At 69.8% G+C, this 17,087-nt stretch carries 17 protein-coding genes; 10 read left to right on the top strand and 7 right to left on the bottom strand.

Annotated elements, in window-relative coordinates; translation table 11 throughout:
* Positions 1–13 precede the first annotated feature (13 nt).
* Positions 14–910, top strand: a complete 897-nt coding sequence (locus ASG60_RS16020; protein ID WP_056172496.1) for a ParB/RepB/Spo0J family partition protein — start codon at positions 14–16, stop codon at positions 908–910.
* A 38-nt stretch (positions 911–948) separates the two neighbouring features.
* Here the strand turns inward: ASG60_RS16020 and holA are convergent, their stop codons facing one another.
* The 3 genes from holA to leuS form a co-directional block, all read right to left on the bottom strand.
* Positions 949–1,977: a DNA polymerase III subunit delta gene (gene holA / locus ASG60_RS16015; RefSeq protein ID WP_056386560.1), complete on the bottom strand. Its 1,029-nt coding sequence runs from the start codon at positions 1,975–1,977 to the stop codon at positions 949–951.
* Positions 1,978–1,990: 13 nt separating this feature from the next.
* Entirely contained in the window at positions 1,991–2,548 is a 558-nt protein-coding gene (lptE, locus tag ASG60_RS16010; RefSeq protein ID WP_056386735.1) for an LPS assembly lipoprotein LptE, read from the bottom strand.
* Between the two features lie 125 nt (positions 2,549–2,673).
* Entirely contained in the window at positions 2,674–5,277 is a 2,604-nt protein-coding gene (gene leuS, locus ASG60_RS16005; protein ID WP_056306304.1) for a leucine--tRNA ligase, read from the bottom strand.
* Between the two features lie 252 nt (positions 5,278–5,529).
* Between leuS and ASG60_RS16000 the strand changes: the two genes are divergently transcribed.
* Positions 5,530–6,243 carry a YggS family pyridoxal phosphate-dependent enzyme gene (locus ASG60_RS16000; protein ID WP_056306306.1) on the top strand — a complete coding sequence of 238 codons (714 nt, stop codon included), beginning with the start codon at positions 5,530–5,532 and terminating at the stop codon, positions 6,241–6,243.
* 10 nt (positions 6,244–6,253) lie between these two features.
* Here the strand turns inward: ASG60_RS16000 and ASG60_RS15995 are convergent, their stop codons facing one another.
* The gene (locus tag ASG60_RS15995) at positions 6,254–6,679 is read right to left on the bottom strand and encodes a MarR family winged helix-turn-helix transcriptional regulator (protein WP_056172483.1); all 426 of its coding nucleotides are present in this window, start codon (positions 6,677–6,679) and stop codon (positions 6,254–6,256) included.
* Positions 6,680–6,794: 115 nt separating this feature from the next.
* Here ASG60_RS15995 and ASG60_RS15990 point away from each other — a divergent pair, with 115 nt between their 5' ends.
* Entirely contained in the window at positions 6,795–8,105 is a 1,311-nt protein-coding gene (locus ASG60_RS15990; RefSeq protein WP_056172480.1) for an MFS transporter, read from the top strand.
* A gap of 17 nt (positions 8,106–8,122) precedes the next feature.
* Here the strand turns inward: ASG60_RS15990 and ASG60_RS15985 are convergent, their stop codons facing one another.
* Positions 8,123–8,656 carry a L,D-transpeptidase family protein gene (locus ASG60_RS15985; RefSeq protein WP_056172476.1) on the bottom strand — a complete coding sequence of 178 codons (534 nt, stop codon included), beginning with the start codon at positions 8,654–8,656 and terminating at the stop codon, positions 8,123–8,125.
* Between the two features lie 290 nt (positions 8,657–8,946).
* On the opposite strand from ASG60_RS15985, the gene ASG60_RS15980 reads away from it, so the two are divergent.
* The 6 genes from ASG60_RS15980 to ASG60_RS15955 all read left to right on the top strand — a co-directional run bounded on the left by ASG60_RS15980 (position 8,947) and on the right by ASG60_RS15955 (position 13,897).
* A complete protein-coding gene (locus ASG60_RS15980) occupies positions 8,947–9,633 on the top strand; it encodes a response regulator transcription factor (RefSeq protein ID WP_056172474.1) in 687 nt (228 codons plus the stop codon).
* Positions 9,634–9,694: 61 nt separating this feature from the next.
* Positions 9,695–10,183 carry a Crp/Fnr family transcriptional regulator gene (locus ASG60_RS15975; RefSeq protein ID WP_056266720.1) on the top strand — a complete coding sequence of 163 codons (489 nt, stop codon included), beginning with the start codon at positions 9,695–9,697 and terminating at the stop codon, positions 10,181–10,183.
* A 207-nt stretch (positions 10,184–10,390) separates the two neighbouring features.
* Positions 10,391–10,819 carry a hypothetical protein gene (locus ASG60_RS15970; RefSeq protein ID WP_056172468.1) on the top strand — a complete coding sequence of 143 codons (429 nt, stop codon included), beginning with the start codon at positions 10,391–10,393 and terminating at the stop codon, positions 10,817–10,819.
* 78 nt (positions 10,820–10,897) lie between these two features.
* The gene (dapD, locus tag ASG60_RS15965) at positions 10,898–11,740 is read left to right on the top strand and encodes a 2,3,4,5-tetrahydropyridine-2,6-dicarboxylate N-succinyltransferase (RefSeq protein ID WP_056172465.1); all 843 of its coding nucleotides are present in this window, start codon (positions 10,898–10,900) and stop codon (positions 11,738–11,740) included.
* A 184-nt stretch (positions 11,741–11,924) separates the two neighbouring features.
* Positions 11,925–12,800 (top strand): alpha/beta hydrolase, encoded by an 876-nt coding sequence (locus ASG60_RS15960; RefSeq protein ID WP_056386558.1) that lies wholly within the window; start codon positions 11,925–11,927, stop codon positions 12,798–12,800.
* 203 nt (positions 12,801–13,003) lie between these two features.
* A complete protein-coding gene (locus ASG60_RS15955) occupies positions 13,004–13,897 on the top strand; it encodes a phosphatase PAP2 family protein (protein ID WP_082479087.1) in 894 nt (297 codons plus the stop codon).
* Between the two features lie 213 nt (positions 13,898–14,110).
* Here the strand turns inward: ASG60_RS15955 and ASG60_RS15950 are convergent, their stop codons facing one another.
* Positions 14,111–14,869, bottom strand: coding sequence for a TerC family protein (locus ASG60_RS15950; protein WP_056386556.1), 759 nt, complete (start codon positions 14,867–14,869; stop codon positions 14,111–14,113).
* Positions 14,870–14,921: 52 nt separating this feature from the next.
* Entirely contained in the window at positions 14,922–15,851 is a 930-nt protein-coding gene (locus ASG60_RS15945; protein WP_056172456.1) for a lipid kinase, read from the bottom strand.
* 362 nt (positions 15,852–16,213) lie between these two features.
* On the opposite strand from ASG60_RS15945, the gene ASG60_RS15940 reads away from it, so the two are divergent.
* Positions 16,214–17,068 (top strand): hypothetical protein, encoded by an 855-nt coding sequence (locus ASG60_RS15940; RefSeq protein WP_056386554.1) that lies wholly within the window; start codon positions 16,214–16,216, stop codon positions 17,066–17,068.
* The last annotated feature ends 19 nt before the right edge of the window (positions 17,069–17,087 follow it).

Here is a 17,087-nt window from a genome sequence, read left to right as displayed (position 1 = left end):
CGAGCGGGTGGCGATGGCGGATGATGTGGTGCGGCCTCGGCTCGGGCGCGGTCTCGCGGCCCTGATCGGTGATTTCGGCGACGAGGGGGCCGACGCGAACCGGTCCCAGGCCCAGCGCAAGGTCGCGGTGGAGTTCCTGCGACCGAACCCACGCAACCCGCGCCGGCGTTTCACCGAAGCCGATCTTGAGGAGCTTGCGGCATCCATCAAGGTGCGCGGCATCATCCAGCCCATCGTGGTGCGGGCCCTGTCGGGCGTGCCCGACACCTTCGAGATCGTCGCGGGCGAGCGCCGTTGGCGGGCGGCCCAGCGTGCGGGTCTGACCGAAGTCCCGGTGGTCACCGTCGAGATCGACGACCGGACCTCGTTGGAGTTCGCCATCCTGGAGAACGTCCAGCGCACGGACCTCAACGCCATCGAAGAGGCGGCCGGCTACGAGCGGCTGATGAGCGAGTTTCAGTACAACCAGAGCGAGTTGGCCGAGATCATCGGCAAGAGCCGCAGCCATCTTGCCAACACCCTGCGCCTGCTGCAGCTGTCTCCCGCGATCCAGGATCGGGTGGTCGCCGGCGAGATCACGGCGGGCCACGCTCGCGCCCTCCTGGCGGTGAAGGATCCCGAGGCCGTCGCCCGGCGGATCGTCGAGGAGGGGATGTCGGTGCGCGAGGTCGAGGCCCTGGCGTCGGCCGAGGTTCCAGATAGCGACGCCCCCCGACCCGGCCGTCCCCGCCGTGGTGCCGAGAAGGACGCCACCCTGCGGTCCTTGGAGCAGGCCATGGGCCGGGCGATCGGCATGCCGGTCTCGTTCAAGACCAAGGCCGCCGGCACGGGCGAGATCCGCATCCGGTACGAGACCGCCGAAGAGCTCGATGGTCTCTGCCGTCTGCTTCAGGTGAGCCCGCAGGGGTAAAGACGATCCCCCCGCCTCGTTGAGGCGGGGTGCCCCCTTCAGCGCCGCCGCGCAGCCTCTGAGGCGATCCGCAGGAGGGTGCTCGACGCGTTGGCGTGGGCGAGATCCGGCGGCGAGCGGCGGCAGGCCAGCACGGCCTCCTGCAAGAGCTGGATCGCGTGGCGGAGCGCCGGAGGCGTCCAGCGCGCGAGCTGGGTCTCCACCGTGGCCTTGCGGCGAAAATGCAGACCGCGCCAATTGCCGACCATCATGCTGGCGCTCTGCCGCTCCCCGGCCAGACGGGTGGCGAGGAGCGTCAGGGCGTGGCGCAGGGCCGAGCCGAGCATCACCGAGGGGTCCATGCCCTCGTGGCGAAAGCGGCGGTAATCGCGCTCGACATCGGTGGTGCGGCCCGAGAAGGCCGCGTCGATCAGTGTGTTGAGGACACTGGCGGCGACGTCGCTCACCACGGCCTCGACGTCGTCGAGGCTCACCGTGTCCTGCCCGCGGGCGTAGAGCGCCAGCTTCTCGATCTCCGACAGGCTGGCACCGCGATCTCCCCCGAGGCTCGTCGCCAGCACGTCGCGCGCCTCGCGGGCGATCCGAAGCCCCTGCTCCTGCAGGGTGCGCTCGATGAGGTCGCCGAGGGCGCGCTCGTCGTCCGGGTAGCACGGGATCGCCAGGGCCTTGGGCGACTTCTCGCAGAGGGTGCGCAGCGGCGCGGATTTCGCCAGATCCCCGGCCTCCACGACGATGCGGGCCTGAGTGATCTCGGCCTTCAGGGCGGCCTCGACGGCCGGTGCGTAGTTGCGGCTTCCCGCCCGCACCCAGATCGTGCGGTTGCCGCCGAACAGGCCGACGGTGCCGGCCTCGTCGACGAGTCGGCCGGCATCCTGCGCCAGGGTGTCGCCGTCGATCTTCACCATGGCGAACGGGTCGCCCGGATCGGAGACGAAGGCTTCGGCGAGGCGCTTGGCACGCTCGAACACCAGGCCGGTGTCCGGTCCGTAGAGGAGCAGCACCGCGATGCGCGGGTCGGGCCCGCGCCGGATCAGTGCCTCGACATCGCTGGCCTTGACGGCGGTCATGCGGGCGAGCTCGTCAGGGCTTCGTCACCAGCACGGAGGCGATGCGGGTCTTGATCTGCTCGGCCAGCACCTTGGCGAGGCGGATCTCCGCGTCGCGTGCTGCGCGAAGCGAGGCGAAACGCTGCACCGAGCGATCGTAGGTCGCCGTCGAGGTCGCGACACCTTCGCTGATGATCTTCGTGCCGTCGAGATTCTCGAGGGAGTATTTCACATTGGCGATGATGGTGCCTGCCTCGGCGCGCCCCGTCTGGGACGAGACGATGGGGGTCTGTACCGTCTCGCTGCCCTGCATCTTGAGGCGGTAGCGCTTGGTCGAGGGCTGGCCCGAGCCGTCGAGATCGAAGATCAATTCGCTGCGCAGATAGTGGCCGATGCGCTCCTGGCCCTGGGCCATGCTGACGTCGTCCACCTGCACGGACGCGAGCAGGGCCGCCATGGGCTCACCTGAAGCAGTGGGGCCGTAGAGGGGCCGGAAGCATGCGGAGAGATTGAGGCCGAGGGCGCAGACGAGCGCCACCCGGACCGCCCGACGCGCAAGGCCGTTCCGCTCCGTCCGAATCGCCACACGCATCATTGTCGCCGCCGTTCCGACTGCCCAGTTTCGAAGGGCTGAGCTCGCTGTTTACGGCGAAGCCAGGCCCGCCGCCACCCTAGTGGCCGTGTGGTTTACGCTTCGTCTCCGGCCGGATCGTGAGCCTACACGACGAGGTTGACGATCCGGCCGGGTACGACGATCACCTTCTTCGGTGCACGGCCTTCGAGGGCCTTCCGCACGGCCTCGTCCAGGAGCGTCAGGCGTTCGACCTCGGCCTTGTCGGCGTCGCGCGGCACGGTCACGTCCGCCCGCTTCTTGCCGTTGATCTGGACGGGGAGGGTGACGGAATCCTCAACCAGGAGCGCACGATCCGCCACGGGCCAGGGCGCCTGGGCCACGAGGCCGTCGCGACCGAGGGCGTGCCAGCACTCTTCGGCGAGATGCGGCATCATCGGTGCCACGAGTTGGGTGAGGATGCCGGCGGCTTCCCGGGCGGCCCCCGCGTCGACGCCGCCGCGCAGGGCTTCGTCGAGGGCGTTGGCGAGGGTGTAGATGTGCGCCACGCAGCGGTTGAAGCGCAGGCGCTCGACATCCTCCTCGACGGAGGCCAGGGCCTTGTGTGCCGCCTTGCGCAGGGCGGCGTCGTTTGCGCCCGCCGTGCCGTTCGCCCCCGCCGCGAGGGAGACGAGGCGCCAGACGCGCTGGACGAAGCGGGCTGCACCCTGGACGCCGTCCTCGGTCCAGATCACGTCGCGCTCGGGCGGCGAGTCCGAGAGCATGAACCAGCGTGCGGTATCGGCGCCGTAGCTCGCGATGATGTCGTCGGGGTCGACGACGTTCTTCTTCGACTTCGACATCTTCTCGATGGCACCGATGGCGATGGGCGCATCGGTTTTCACGTGGAACGCCTGGCGCTCACCGGACTCGGCGGTGATGCGGATGTCGGCCGGCTGAACCCAGGCGCCGGCCGCGTCCTTGTAGGTCTCGTGGACGACCATGCCCTGCGTGAACAACCCGTCGAAGGGCTCGGACACGCCGGACCAGCCGGTGGCTTGCATCGCCCGCATGAAGAAGCGCGCGTAGAGCAGGTGCAGGATCGCGTGCTCGATGCCGCCGATATACTGGTCCACGGCGAGCCACTGATCGACGGCCTTGCGGTCTGTGGGCGCGTCCTGCAGCCACGGTGCGGTGAAGCGCGCGTAGTACCAGGACGAATCCACGAACGTGTCCATGGTGTCGGTCTCGCGCCGGGCCGGCTTCCCGCAGGTGGGGCAGGGGACGTCGCGCCAGGCGTGGTCACGCTCCAGCGGATTGCCGGGCACGTCGAACGAGACCTCGTCGGGCAGGCGCACGGGCAGGTCGGCCACGGGCACTGACACGGGGCCGCAGGCGTCGCAATGGATGATCGGGATCGGGCACCCCCAGTAGCGCTGGCGCGACACGCCCCAGTCGCGCAACCGGAACTGCACCTTTCGCGATGCGATGGGGGCGCCCGAAAGGGTCTCGGATTCGAGGCGGTTCGCCACCGCATCGAACGCCTCGTCCGTGGTCATGTCGTCGAGGAAGCGCGAATTGATCATCCGGCCGTCGCCGTCATAGGCGGTGTCGGTGACGACGAAGGTCTTGGCGTCCTGCTCTTCAGGGCAGACCACCGGAGTGTTGCCGAGGCCGTACTTGTTGGCGAAATCCAGATCGCGCTGGTCGTGGGCCGGGCAGCCGAACACCGCCCCAGTGCCGTATTCCATCAGCACGAAGTTCGCGACGTAGACCGGCAGCAGCCACGACGGGTCGAGGGGGTGGCGCACCCTCAGCCCCGTGTCGAATCCGAGCTTCTCCGCCGTATCGATGGCGGCCTGGGCCGTGCCCGTGCGGCGGCACTCTTCGATGAACGTCTGGAGTTCGGGGCGCGCGGGCGCGAGCGCCGCCGCGATCGGGTGGTCGGCCGCGATCGCCAAGAACTTCGCGCCGAACAGGGTGTCGGGGCGGGTGGTGTAGACCTTCACCTCCGGCCCCACGCCGGAGGGGGGCGCGTCGAGGGCGAAGCGGACCTCCAGCCCTTCCGAGCGTCCGATCCAGTTCTTCTGCATCACCCGGACTTTTTCCGGCCACCGCTCGAGGCCGTCGAGGGCGTCGTACAGGTCCTGGGCGAAGTCGGTGATCTTGAAGAACCATTGGGTCAGCTCGCGCTGCTCCACCAGGGCGCCCGAGCGCCAGCCGCGCCCGTCGATGACCTGCTCGTTGGCGAGCACCGTGTGGTCCACCGGGTCCCAGTTCACCTTGGCCGTGCGGCGCGTCACCAGTCCCTTGTCGAGGAAATCGAGGAACATGCGCTGCTGGTGCTTGTAGTAGTCGGGATCGCAGGTCGCGATCTCGCGGCTCCAGTCCAGGGACAGGCCCATGCTCTGGAGCTGGCCGCGCATGGTGGCGATGTTGGCGTAGGTCCATTCGCGCGGGTTGACCTTGCGCTCCATGGCGGCGTTCTCGGCCGGCAGGCCGAAGGCGTCCCAGCCCATGGGGTGCAGCACGTTGAAGCCGCGCGCCCGCTTGTAGCGGGCCACCACGTCGCCCATGGCGTAGTTGCGCACGTGGCCCATGTGGATGCGCCCGGACGGGTAGGGGAACATCTCCAGCACGTAGTATTTCGGCCGGCCGTCGTCGTTCCTGGTGGCGTAGATGCCGGCCTCATTCCAGGCCTGCTGCCAGCGCGGCTCGGTCTCCTTGGCGTTGTAACGCTCGGGCGCGGCGGGGCGGGCGGACTGGGTCATGGCGGGCGCCATCCAAATGGAGGAGCGGGCGGCGTCCAGGCGCGCCCGAAAGGGTTGGCCGCCGGACTACCACGCGGCGTCACCCGGTCAACACGAAGGCGCGCCTGGAAATCTTGCTGGGTCGGGAGTTCTGCCGTGTCAGCGGCTCTGCCTTGCCGGCACCCGTGTTCTTGCCGGGACCCCTGCCTTGCCGTGCGCGTTCGGAATGGTAGTCCGATCCCAGATCCCACGACCCCTCCGAGAACGAACCCCATGGCCGACGCCCCCTTCGAGTATGCCCGCCCGCCCGCCGTCGATGTCGTCGCCGGCCTGGAGGCCGTGCGCGGAAAAATCCGGCAGGCGGCCGACGATGCCGAACGCGATCCGGCGTCCATCGCCCTCGTCGCCGTCTCGAAACTGATTTCAGCCGAAGGCATCCTGCCGGCCCTGGAAGCGGGACACCGGGTGTTCGGAGAGAACTACGTCCAGGAATCGAAGGCGAAGTGGCCGGCCCTGCGGGAGCGGTTCCCGGACGTGGAGTTGCACCTCGTCGGGCCGCTCCAGTCGAACAAGGCCCGCGAGGCGGTAGAGCTGTTCGACGTGATCCACGGCCTCGACCGGCTCTCCCTGGCCGCGGCACTCGGGAAGGAGATCGCGCGGAGCGGCCGGACCCCGAAGCTCCTCGTCCAGGTCAACACCGGCGACGAGCCGCAGAAGGCCGGCGTCTCGCCGGCCCATGTCGATGCCCTGCTCGCCGAGTGTCGCGACACCCACGGCCTCGCGATCGACGGGCTGATGTGCATTCCCCCGGCGGAGGACCCGCCCTCGGCCCATTTCGCCCTGCTCGCCCGCATCGCGGCACGCCACAACCTGCCGATCCTGTCCATGGGCATGAGCGCGGATTACCCGGCGGCGATCCAGATGGGCGCCACGCATATCCGCGTCGGTACGGCGATCTTCGGGGCTCGGCCCTCCAGAACCCAGTAGGACCGCGCCGTCAGAGCGTATCCACCACCCGCGCCATGGCGGCGCGAAGGGCCGCCGCCTCGGGGGGCCCGAATCCCTGCTCGAAGGCGGCCTGCGCCCCTTGCCAGAGCGGCGCCGCGGCAGCCAAGCGCTCCGCACCCGCCGGCGTCAGCGAGAGTTTGCGGGTGCGGGCATCGCGTCCGACGCCGATCGCCAGCAATCCCTCCCGCTCGAGGGGACGCAGCGCCCGGCCCAGCGTGGTGCGGTCCATCACCATCCCGGTGGCGAGGGCGTTGATCGACATCGGACCCGACCGGCCGAGCCGGGCCAGTATCGGATACTGTGTCGCCCGCAGTCCCGCCGGCGCGAGGTGCCGGTCGTAGAATTGCGTCAGTTGCCGTGCGCCCTGCCGGACGGCGAGACACGTGCAGATTGCGATGGGGGTGGGCTCCGTCATGCCGGTACTTCCAGATGTTTCGCCACGACGCGACGGGGGATGCTTGAATAAAGCGTGCATATGCGCCTATGCAACGCGCATCTGAGACGGGCGGTTCGCCCCGGAGCGATCAGGCATGGCCTTTCGGGCCCTCCACCCTTCGACGGCCCTGGCGGGCGCCTTCGCGCGCCGCGACATCCACTATGGCTGGGTGGTGGTGGCGGTCACGTTCCTGACCATGCTGGTGACGGCGGGCGCCGTGGGCGCGCCGGGCGTGCTGATCCTTCCGCTGCAGAAGGAGTTCGGCTGGGACACGGCGACGATCTCCTCGGCCCTGGCCATCCGGCTGGTGCTGTTTGGCCTGATGGGACCTTTCGCGGCCGCCCTGATGAACCGGTACGGTCCGCGCCGCGTCGTCCTGACCGCCCTGTCCCTCATCGCCGGCGGCCTCGTGGCGTCCCTTTGGATGAGCCAGGTCTGGCACCTGATCCTGCTGTGGGGCGTGGTCGTCGGGATCGGTACCGGGCTGACGGCCCTGGTTCTCGGCGCGACGGTGGCGACCCGGTGGTTCTCCCATCGCCGCGGCCTCGTGGTCGGCCTGCTCACGGCGAGTTCGGCCACGGGCCAGCTCGTGGTGCTGCCGGTCCTGGCGGCGCTGACCGAGCAGTTCGGCTGGCGGGCGTCCCTCCTGCTGATCTGCGGGCTCCTGCTCGCCGCAGGGCTCGGCGTCCTGGCCCTGATGCGCGACCGGCCGGAGGATCTCGGCCTGCTGCCCTACGGCGAGACGAGACCCCTCGCGGCCGCCTCGACCCCGACGGCGGGCGGGGCCGTCGCGGTCCTGCGCGACGCCGGACGGACGCGGGTTTTCTGGGTTCTGTTCGCCACGTTCTTCATCTGCGGGGCCAGCACCAACGGACTGATCCAGACCCACTTCATTCCCCTGTGCGCCGATTACGGCATCGGTCCCGTCCAGGGCGCCAGCGTGCTCGCCGCGATGGGGATCTTCGACTTCGTCGGCACCGTCGCGTCGGGCTGGCTGTCCGACCGCTACGACAACCGCTGGCTGCTGTTCTGGTACTACGGCCTGCGCGGCCTCTCGCTGATGTTCCTGCCGTTCTCGGACTTCTCGTTCGTCGGGCTCTCGCTGTTCGCGGCCTTCTACGGCCTCGACTGGATCGCCACCGTGCCGCCGACCGTGCGGTTGACGGCGTCGCGCTTCGGCCGGGAGCGGGCGAACCTCGTGTTCGGATGGGTGTTTGCCGGGCATCAGCTCGGCGCGGCGACGGTGGCCTACGGTGCCGGCCTGTCGCGCACGGCGCTGTCGAGCTACCTGCCGGCCTTCTTCGCCGCCGGCGCCCTGTGCCTGATCGCGGCCGGTCTGATCCTGACCCTGGCCGATCCGGAGCGGCGGGGCGACGGCGTTCCGAACGCCGTGCCGGCGCACTGACGGCGCGTACCATGAGGTTATCCGATCCACATCCGCGTGCGCGGCCCGAGACGGCGCAGGAGCCGGGCGAGATCCGCGCGCTTCAGGGCGACGCAGCCCTCCGTCGGGGTGTAGCCCGGCCGCGCGCAGTGGAAGAAGATCGCCGAACCGAGGCGCTTGCGGATCGGTCCGCGATTGTAGTCGAGGTCGATGACGAGGTCGTACAGACCGTCGTCCCGCCACATCCGTTCCGTGCTCACGGGGCAGGGCAGGGTGACGGGCCGGTTGTAGCGCCGGTCCCCGGGCTCGTCGCACCAGCCGTCGCTCGGTCGCGTCGCGCGCAGGGCGAGGGCGGTGCGCGGTCGGGCCGCGAACACGTCGGGACGGTAGGCGCCCCCCCGCAGGCGAAAGTGCCCCCGCGGCGAGCCGCCGTCGCCCTCGCGCTTGCGCTGGACCAGCCCCGAGCGCCCGAGGGCACAGGGGATGACGGCCGGACCGGCGAGAACCTGTCCACGGGTGCGGTCGCCCACGAGGGCACGGACGCGCAGGTGCGAGAGCGTCGTTCGTTTCATGGGGCACCTTATCGCCCGGGACGGCACGGGATGCCATCATCGGCAGACCTTCGGCCCCTCCGTCATTTGCCACGCGACCGGACTGAAACTTTAGGCAGTCGTCGGTCGTTTGTGGGGATATTACTGCGCATACGCGCGTCTTTTCCTGAAGACGCGCGGTCCATCAAATCGTTTTCGTTCTGCCGCCGCCTCTCTGGATTCCGCTTGAGGCGGACGCCTTAATCCCTTCCCCTGGTCTGAGGATCACGCGCTGGACGTGACCTCACTCGTGCGCGAAAGTCGTCTGGTCGATGCCCAATACCCATCGCCTGCTGGTCTGCGACGACGATGCTTCGTTGCGGGAAACCCTGACGGAGCAACTGGACCTCTACGAAGAGTTCCGGGTGATCGGCCTGGCGGATGCCACCAGCGCCATCGCCTGCGTGACCGACGATCGCATCGACCTCGTGGTGATGGATGTCGGCCTGCCCGACATGGACGGACGCGAGGCCGTGCGGGCCATGCGCCGGAACGGCTATCGCGGGCCCGTCATCATGCTCACGGGCCAGGATTCCGAGGACGACACGGTGGAGGGGCTCGAAGCCGGAGCCAACGACTACGTCACCAAGCCGTTCAAGTTCGCGGTCCTGCTCGCCCGCATCCGCGCCCACCTGCGCAGCCACGAGGCGAGTGAGGATGCGGTGTTCCAGATCGGGCCCTACACCTTCCGCCCCGGCGCCAAGCTCCTGGTCGACGCGCGCGGGTCGAAGCTGAAGCTGACCGAGAAGGAGACCGCGATCCTGCGCTTCCTCTACCGCGCCGGGTGTGCGGTGGTGGGCCGGGACACGCTGCTCGCGGAAGTCTGGGGCTACAACGCCCAGGTGACCACCCACACCCTCGAGACGCACATCTATCGCCTGCGCCAGAAGATCGAGCCGAATCCGGGACTCGCGGCGATCCTGGTGACAGAGGGCGGCGGCTACAAGCTGCTTCCGTAGCGTATCGCGCCGCCGCGCGGCTTGCGGTAAGCTCGCCCATCGACGGAAGGGATAGGGCGGCTTGGGGCTGGACGACGACATCGCGATCCTGGCCGGCGCCCCCCTGTTCGGATTCCTGGGCCGCGACGCCCTGCGCCTGCTCTCCTTCGCCGCCGAGCGGCGCAGCCTGGGCTCCGGCGACCGGCTGTTCGCCCGCGGCGATGCCTCCGATGGCGGCTTCGTCGTCCTGTCGGGCACCATCGCCCTGGCGCCCCGCGTGGCCGGCGGCGAGACCATCACGCTCGGCCGCTCCGCCCTCATCGGCCGCCTCGCCCTGCTCCTGCCCGGTGAGCGGCCAACGGACGCCCATGCGGCGGCGGCGGCGGAGGTGCTCCGCATCACGCCCGTCCTGATGCGGCGGGTGCTGGCGGAATTCCCGCAGGCCGCGCAGGCCATCCACGACGAACTCGCCGACGACCTGACCTCCCTCGCGGGCGACCTCGACCGGGTTCGCCGGCGCTTCGATGCCGTGACGCCCGTGCTTCGGGGTGATGGCGGCGCGGTGGCATAGCCCGCGCGGCGCCTGAGCCAGCAACGTGAGCCCGCGCGGCGCCCGAGCGCCGGTCCCCGGAGTTCGGACGGTCCTCTTTCGATCGATGTCGCGAATGCTCACGACCGCGTGAGGTCTTTCCTAAGACACGCGGGCGCAGGCTGGATCAGCGGAACGGGTGAGGGGGATCGGTGGAGTTCCGGCCTTCCTCGGAGGCTCTTCAGGACCATGCTGAACCATCTCGCGCAGGACGCGCAGGACCGGCGGGCGCAGATCGCCGGCGTGGCCTTCCTCGGCCTCGTCAGCCTGGGAGGCATCTACGCCGTCGCGGTCTATTCCGGCCGGCTCATGGTCTGCCACGAGACCAACAGCTCTCTCACCGACCAGAACTTCATCGACATCATGATCGGCAACATCGTCCGCGAGGGCGATCACGGTGGACGCGCCTACGGCAACCGTCTCGACTACCTCGACGACCGGACCGAGTGCTGCACCATCGAACGGATCACGGACCGGCTTCCGTCGGGGGCGCCGGGCAAACCGGAGGTTTCCGTCTCGGCGAAGTACTTCAACACCACGCGCAAGGACTACGTCCTGATTCAGCGCCGCTTCGACGCCTGCGGCCACGCCGCGTCGAAACCCCTGACCGCCGGCTGACTGGGTGACGCGGCCGAGGTGACAGGGCGGGCGGGCTTTTGTAAGCACGGAACCCTCGTCTCATCCCCGGAAGCCGTCATGTCCCACGCCGACCTCGCCACCACCATCGAGACCGCCTGGGAGGAGCGCGCCGGCATCGACACCGGCACCAAGGGCGCCGTGCGCGACGCCGTGGAGCACGCCCTCGACCTCCTCGATGCCGGCAAGGCCCGCGTCGCCGAGAAGGTGGACGGCGAGTGGCAGGTCAACCAGTGGCTCAAGAAGGCGGTGCTGCTGTCCTTCCGCCTCAACGACATGGAGATCATCCATGGCGGCCCCGACGGCGCGACCTGGTGGGACAAGGTCCCGTCCAAGTTCGAGGGCTGGAAGAAGAAGCATTTTCGCGAGGCCGGCTTCCGGGCGGTGCCCGGCTGCGTCGTGCGGCGCGGCTCCTACATCGCGCCCGGCGCGGTGCTGATGCCGTCCTTCATCAACCTCGGCGCCCATGTCGGCGAGGGCACCATGGTCGACACCTGGGTCACCATCGGCTCCTGCGCGCAGGTGGGAAAGAACTGCCACATCTCCGGCGGCGCCGGCATCGCCGGGGTGCTCGAGCCGCTCCAGGCCAATCCGGTCATCATCGAGGACAACTGCTTCATCGGCGCCCGCGCAGAGGTGGCCGAGGGTGTGATCGTCGGCGAGGGCAGCGTGCTCTCCATGGGCGTCTACATCGGCGCCTCCACCAAGATCATCGACCGGTCGACGGGCGAGGTCATGTACGGCCGCGTGCCGCCGTACTCCGTCGTGGTCTCCGGCACCACGCCGGGCAAGGACCTGCCCGACGGCACGCCCGGCCCGGGCCTGTACTGCGCGGTCATCGTCAAGCGCGTCGATGCCGGCACCCGCTCCAAGACCGCCATCAACGAACTGCTGCGCACCTGAATCCGTCGGTGGACCCCGGTCGAGCGCAGGCTCGGCGGGGTCCGGCCCCCCGCCGGCGGGCAGACCCGTCCGGCGGATCGCCGCGATCCCGCTTCGGAGCGGCGGGAGCACTGGTATTGTGCCGCATGTCGGGGGGAGGGGGGCGACCCCATCTTGCCGACGACGCACCCGTTGGAACTGCGCGATGATCGAGCCGGCCTGCTCCGCCCGTAGCCTGTCCCTCACCGTCGCCGGACGGCCGCTGCCGACGCCGTGCGACGTGATCGGCAACGGTCCCGATGCCCTGCTGCTCCCCGCCCTGTCGTCGATCTCGGCCCGGGCCGAGATGCGGCCGCTGGCGCGGGACCTTGGCCATGACTTCCGATGCCACGTACCGGACTGGCCGGGCTTCGGCGACCGGACGCGGCCACGGATCGCCCTGAATCCCACCACGATGCACGGGTTCCTCGACACCCTGCTGGCGGCGGAGCGCGGCCCCTACGCGCTCGGCGTCGCCGCGGGCCACGCGGCGGGTTATCTCGTGGCGGCGGCCCGACGGCATCCCGGCCTGTTCGCGCGTCTCGTCCTCGTGGCGCCGACCTGGCGCGGCCCGTTCCCCACCATGATGGGACCGAACCGGCGCGGCCTCATCGCGGGCATCCGCCGCGCCGTCGAGCTGCCGGTGCTCGGCGAAGCCTTGTACCGCCTCAACATCAGCCCGCCGGTGATCGGCCGGATGATGCGGGCCCACGTCTACGCCGATCCCGCCCACGTCACGCCGGGTGTCATCGCCGACAAGCACGCCGTCACCCGCCACCCCGGCGGCCGCTTCGGCACCGCCGCCTTCGTCACCGGCGGCCTCGACCCGTGCGAGACCCGCAAGGACTTCCTCGACCTGTTCACCGATGACGGCCTGCCGCCGATCCTCGTCCTGCGCCCCGAACGGGCGCCGCGCCGCTCCGGCGCCGAGATGGATGCGCTCGTCGCCACCGGCCACGTCGCCCGCGCGTCGGTGCCGGGTGCCCTGAGCCCGCACGAGGAGTATCCCGGCGAAGTCGCGGCGGCGATCCGCGCGGCCTGAGGGCGCGAGGGGCGTCACGAAACGCCGGGCCAAGGTCTCAACGGCGTGCCGACGCGGCGAGTGACAAAACACGCCGTCGGGCACCGTTCAGGCGGCGTGTGCGAAGGATCGGCCCTTGCCATAGGGCCGTTACATGGGAACCCTATGACACGAGGCTGCTCCGCCTTTCGTCCCCAGTTCCACACACGCTCTCAGAGACGCCGATGGCCCGCCTACCCTTCGCCCTCGTCCTCCTCGCCACCGTCGCTGGAATCGGGCCGGTCTGCGCCGAGGATATGCAGCCCAAAGATCCACTGGCCAAGGATGCGCCCGTCAAGGATGCACCCGGCAAACCCGCCTCCGCCCCCTCCGTGGCCACCACGCCGGTGACGCCGGCCAAGGTGGCGCGCCAGCCTTATCTCGCCGACGCCGTGGCGCCCGACACCGTGGCGATCCTCCCCGCGCCGCCGCGCGGCCAGTCGGCGGCGGAAACCGCCGACAAGGCCGCCTTCACGGCGACTCGCTCCCTCAAGGGCACCCCCCGCTGGGTTCTGGCCACCACGGACGTCGCCGACGGCGCCTCGGCGATCCTCGACGATTTCGCCTGCGTCATCGGCCAGCGCATCGATCAGGCCCGCGCACCTGCCCTGATGACCCTGCTGGAGCGCTCGCGCCTCGACATCGCCCGCGCGACCCGGGGGCCGAAGGAACATTACCGCCGTATCCGCCCGTTCGTCGGCAACGACGCGGAGATCTGTGTCGTCCGCTCGGCCGAGATCGCCAACGCGTTCAGCTTCCCCTCGAGCCACGCGACCCAGGGCTGGACCTACGCTTCGATCATGGCCGCGCTGATGCCCGAGAAGGCGACCCAGTTCTTCGTGCGCGCCCGGTCCTACGGCGAGAGTCGCGTCGTCTGCGGTTTGCACTGGATGAGCGATGTCCAGGCCGGCCGTACCGCCGGAAGCATCGTCTTCGCGGCCCTTCAGGGGGATGCGGGGTTCCGGGCCGATCTGGAGCGGGCCCGGGCGGAAATCACCAAGCTCGTCGCCGGGGGGGGCTCGCCGCCCGATCAGGCGATCTGCAAACGCGAGGCAGCTGGCACTGAATCCATCCTCTGAGACTGTCTCCGGATGATCCATTCGGAGACGGTCTCAGGCAGCCCGCGCGGCGCCTCGGCGAAGCCCAAATCCGCATCGCGAAGCGATCGACCGGATTTGCTATAAAACCGCGCCGCTCGTCCGCCTGCGGGCGGGACGTCGTGTGCCCATACGAAGAAGGCCCGCCGGAGCGATCCGGCGGGCCTTCTTGTTTTCCCGTGAAACCGACGGGTCCTACCCCTTGGCGGGGCCGGCTGCGCCCTGCTTGGCCCTGCGGCGACGCCGGGACAGCATGTTGAGGCCTTCGACACCGGCCGAGAACGCCATGGCTGTGTAGATGTAGCCCTTGGAGACGTGGGCACCGAACCCCTCCGCGATCAGCGTCATGCCGATCATGATGAGGAAGCCCAGCGCCAGCATCACCACCGTGGGATTGGCGGCGATGAAGCGCGAGAGCGGGTTCGCCGCCACCAGCATCACCGTCACGGCGACGACGACGGCCACCACCATGATGGGCACGTGCTCGGTCATGCCCACCGCCGTGATGATGCTGTCGATGGAGAACACGAGGTCGAGGACGAGGATCTGGCCGATGGCCGTGGCGAAGCCGAGGGTCACGGCCTGCCCCGGGCCCTTGTCCTCCGGCTCCGGCTCCATGGTGTGGTGGATCTCCTTGGTGGCCTTCCACAGCAGGAAGAGACCGCCGCCGATGAGGATCAGGTCCCGCCAGGAGAAGGCGTGGCCCAGCACCGTGAAGACCGGCTGCGTCAGGGCGACGATGTAGGCGACGGTCCCGAGCAACCCGAGGCGCAGCACCAGGGCGAGGCCGATACCGATGCGCCGCGCCCGGTCCTGCTGGTGGGCCGGCAGCTTGTTCGTCAGGATCGAGATGAAGATCAGGTTGTCGATGCCGAGGACCACCTCCATCACGATGAGGGTGGCGAGGGCCGCCCAGGCGGTCGGGTCGCTGAGAAGGGGAAGGATGCTGTCCACGGGAGGGCTGTTCCGAACGTCGAGAAGGGCAGGGTACTAGAAGGCGAAGGTACTAGAAGGGCAGGGTGAAGGTAGGACGCGGGACGCCCGGGCGCTGCGAAGCCTCCGGCGCGAAGATGCGGACGGCCTTGGGGAAGACCTTGAAGTGGGCCGGCGTGTAGGTCGACAGCTCGCCGTCGGTGTTCACCGGCCGGGGCTTCTTCGTCTTCACCACGATTTCGGTGGTGTGGAAGGCACGCACGTCCGCGGCCTTCCCTTGCGTGCCCCGCCGCAGGGCCGGCAGCAGGGCGAGCAGCCGCCACCAGTGCTTCACCTCCAGGCTGTAGAAGTCGAGCTTGCCGTCGTCGACGGTGGCGGTTTCCTCCACGGTCATGCCGCCGCCGTAATGACGCCCGTTGCCCACCGAGACCTGGATGGTGGTGATCGTCTCGGTCTGCCCGTCATGCTCGAGATAGACCGTGAACGGCCGGACCCGGCGCAGGACCCGCATGGCGGCGATGCCGTAACCGACGGTGCCCCACTTCTTCTTGGATTCGGCCGTGAGGTCTCCGGCGAGCTCGGCCGAGAAGCCGATGCTGGCGACGTTGAAATAGTAGTGGCCGTTGACGCAGCCGAGATCGACCGGCCGGGCCTCCTCCGTGGCGATGAGGGTCGCGGCCGCCACCGGATCGGGGGGCAGGCCGAGGGAGCGGGCGAGGTCGTTGGCGGTTCCGAGCGGCAGGATGCCGAGGGGCAGGCCCGTCTCGACGAGGGCGGGCGCCGCCGCGTTCAGGGTCCCGTCGCCGCCGCCGAGGATCACCAGGTCGCTTTGCGCCGCATGCCGCTTGATGACGGCCGTGCAGTCGGGATCGCCCGGTGGCTCGAAGGGTTCGATGCCGCCCTCGCGCAGGGCCTCGCGCACGGCATCGAGGGAGAAGCCGCCGTTGCGGGCATTGGGGTTGACGAGGAGGAGGCCCCGGCGGGCCTGCGGACCGGCGCTCACGCGGAGGCCTCGGGAACGGTGCGACGGGAAATCTGGATCGGCATGGGGTTGGAGACCCTCCGGTGCGTTCGCGCCGCGTGAGCGCAAAGGCAGAGAAGGGGTCCGACATCACGGTCAACGCCTCGACCGCCAGAGGGGCCCGGACCCAGTACGGTCAAGGTGGGTTGCCCGCCCGGGATGGCAAGGCCGATGGCACCGGGAAAGCGGGATCGTGAGGCTGTGACCCTGGCGCCACGGTCGCGGATCATCGTACGTTGAGCGTCGATGGCGCGAAACCGAGCGCGCTCACGAAACGTTCAACCCCCATCGACCGCTCTGCTCCTCGAACCTTTCGCATCGGTCGCGACCCCGGTGATGATGTCATGCGCTACGGTTCGTGTTCCGTCTGCTTCGCCGCGTTGATGGGCGTCCTCTGGATCGGTGGGCCGGCCCAGGCCCAGTCGGGACCGGGCTGGATCGATCCGCCGGCCAAGACCGAGGGCAAGGCCGAGGGCATGACCGAGACGAAGGGCGATGCGGCCAAGGCCGGATCCGGCAGCGAGCCCGAAGCCCGGACCGGAGCGAGGATGCAATCGGATTCCGGCACGCCGCGGGCCTCCGCCAGGGCGGAACCGAGTCCGCCGGCTGCGGTGCGCCGCCCGGCTCGTCCGTCCGCCCGGTATCGGGGGCCCGAGGATGCGCCGCCCCGCCGCCTGTCGCGTGTCCCCGCCGTGCCGGCGACGCCCATGGCGACGGCAGCCCCCGCAACGTCCATGGCCTCGGCCGACCGGTTCCCCGAATGGGCCGCCGCGGCGGAGCGCCTGAGCGACGACTATCTCGACAGCGTCTCCGCTCCGGGCCTCGGTCTCGTGACCGCCGCACCGCGCTTCTACGGCGAGCGTGTGCGCTTCCATGGCCGGGTCGTTTCCCTGGCCGCGCTGATGGCCGAGAAGCGCCGCTTCGCCGCCCGCTGGCCGGTGCGCCGCTACGAGCCGCAATCCGGCGCCACGCGCACCGCCTGCAACGCCGCCACCGCGACCTGCATCGTCCGCACCACCTTCGACTACCGCGCAGAGAACCCGGCCCGCGGCACCCGGGCACAGGGTGTGTCGGACCTCGTTCTCACCATCGACCTGTCCGGCCCCCGCCCGGTCATCGTCTCGGAAACCAGTCGCGTGCTGCGCCGCTATGGTCCGGGGCCGCTCGGCGCTATAGCGGGACGCACGCGCGGGGCGTGATCCCGCTGCGTCGTAGAAT

Origin of the sequence: Methylobacterium sp. Leaf469, from assembly GCF_001424745.1 — a bacterium.
Lineage (GTDB): Bacteria > Pseudomonadota > Alphaproteobacteria > Rhizobiales > Beijerinckiaceae > Methylobacterium.
This window is presented reverse-complemented; position numbering and strand designations above follow the sequence as displayed.

Excerpts from the sequence above, each read along its gene's own strand:
- ASG60_RS15940 (WP_056386554.1), top strand. The coding sequence starts at position 16,214 with ATGCGCTACGGTTCGTGTTCCGTCTGCTTCGCCGCGTTGATGGGCGTC.
- dapD (WP_056172465.1), top strand. The coding sequence starts at position 10,898 with ATGTCCCACGCCGACCTCGCCACCACCATCGAGACCGCCTGGGAGGAG.
- ASG60_RS15980 (WP_056172474.1), top strand. The coding sequence starts at position 8,947 with ATGCCCAATACCCATCGCCTGCTGGTCTGCGACGACGATGCTTCGTTG.
- ASG60_RS15960 (WP_056386558.1), top strand. The coding sequence starts at position 11,925 with ATGATCGAGCCGGCCTGCTCCGCCCGTAGCCTGTCCCTCACCGTCGCC.
- ASG60_RS15985 (WP_056172476.1), bottom strand. The coding sequence starts at position 8,656 with ATGAAACGAACGACGCTCTCGCACCTGCGCGTCCGTGCCCTCGTGGGC.
- holA (WP_056386560.1), bottom strand. The coding sequence starts at position 1,977 with ATGACCGCCGTCAAGGCCAGCGATGTCGAGGCACTGATCCGGCGCGGG.
- lptE (WP_056386735.1), bottom strand. The coding sequence starts at position 2,548 with ATGCGTGTGGCGATTCGGACGGAGCGGAACGGCCTTGCGCGTCGGGCG.
- ASG60_RS16000 (WP_056306306.1), top strand. The coding sequence starts at position 5,530 with ATGGCCGACGCCCCCTTCGAGTATGCCCGCCCGCCCGCCGTCGATGTC.
- leuS (WP_056306304.1), bottom strand. The coding sequence starts at position 5,277 with ATGACCCAGTCCGCCCGCCCCGCCGCGCCCGAGCGTTACAACGCCAAG.
- ASG60_RS15995 (WP_056172483.1), bottom strand. The coding sequence starts at position 6,679 with ATGACGGAGCCCACCCCCATCGCAATCTGCACGTGTCTCGCCGTCCGG.
- ASG60_RS15955 (WP_082479087.1), top strand. The coding sequence starts at position 13,004 with ATGGCCCGCCTACCCTTCGCCCTCGTCCTCCTCGCCACCGTCGCTGGA.
- ASG60_RS15970 (WP_056172468.1), top strand. The coding sequence starts at position 10,391 with ATGCTGAACCATCTCGCGCAGGACGCGCAGGACCGGCGGGCGCAGATC.
- ASG60_RS15990 (WP_056172480.1), top strand. The coding sequence starts at position 6,795 with ATGGCCTTTCGGGCCCTCCACCCTTCGACGGCCCTGGCGGGCGCCTTC.
- ASG60_RS16020 (WP_056172496.1), top strand. The coding sequence starts at position 14 with ATGGCGGATGATGTGGTGCGGCCTCGGCTCGGGCGCGGTCTCGCGGCC.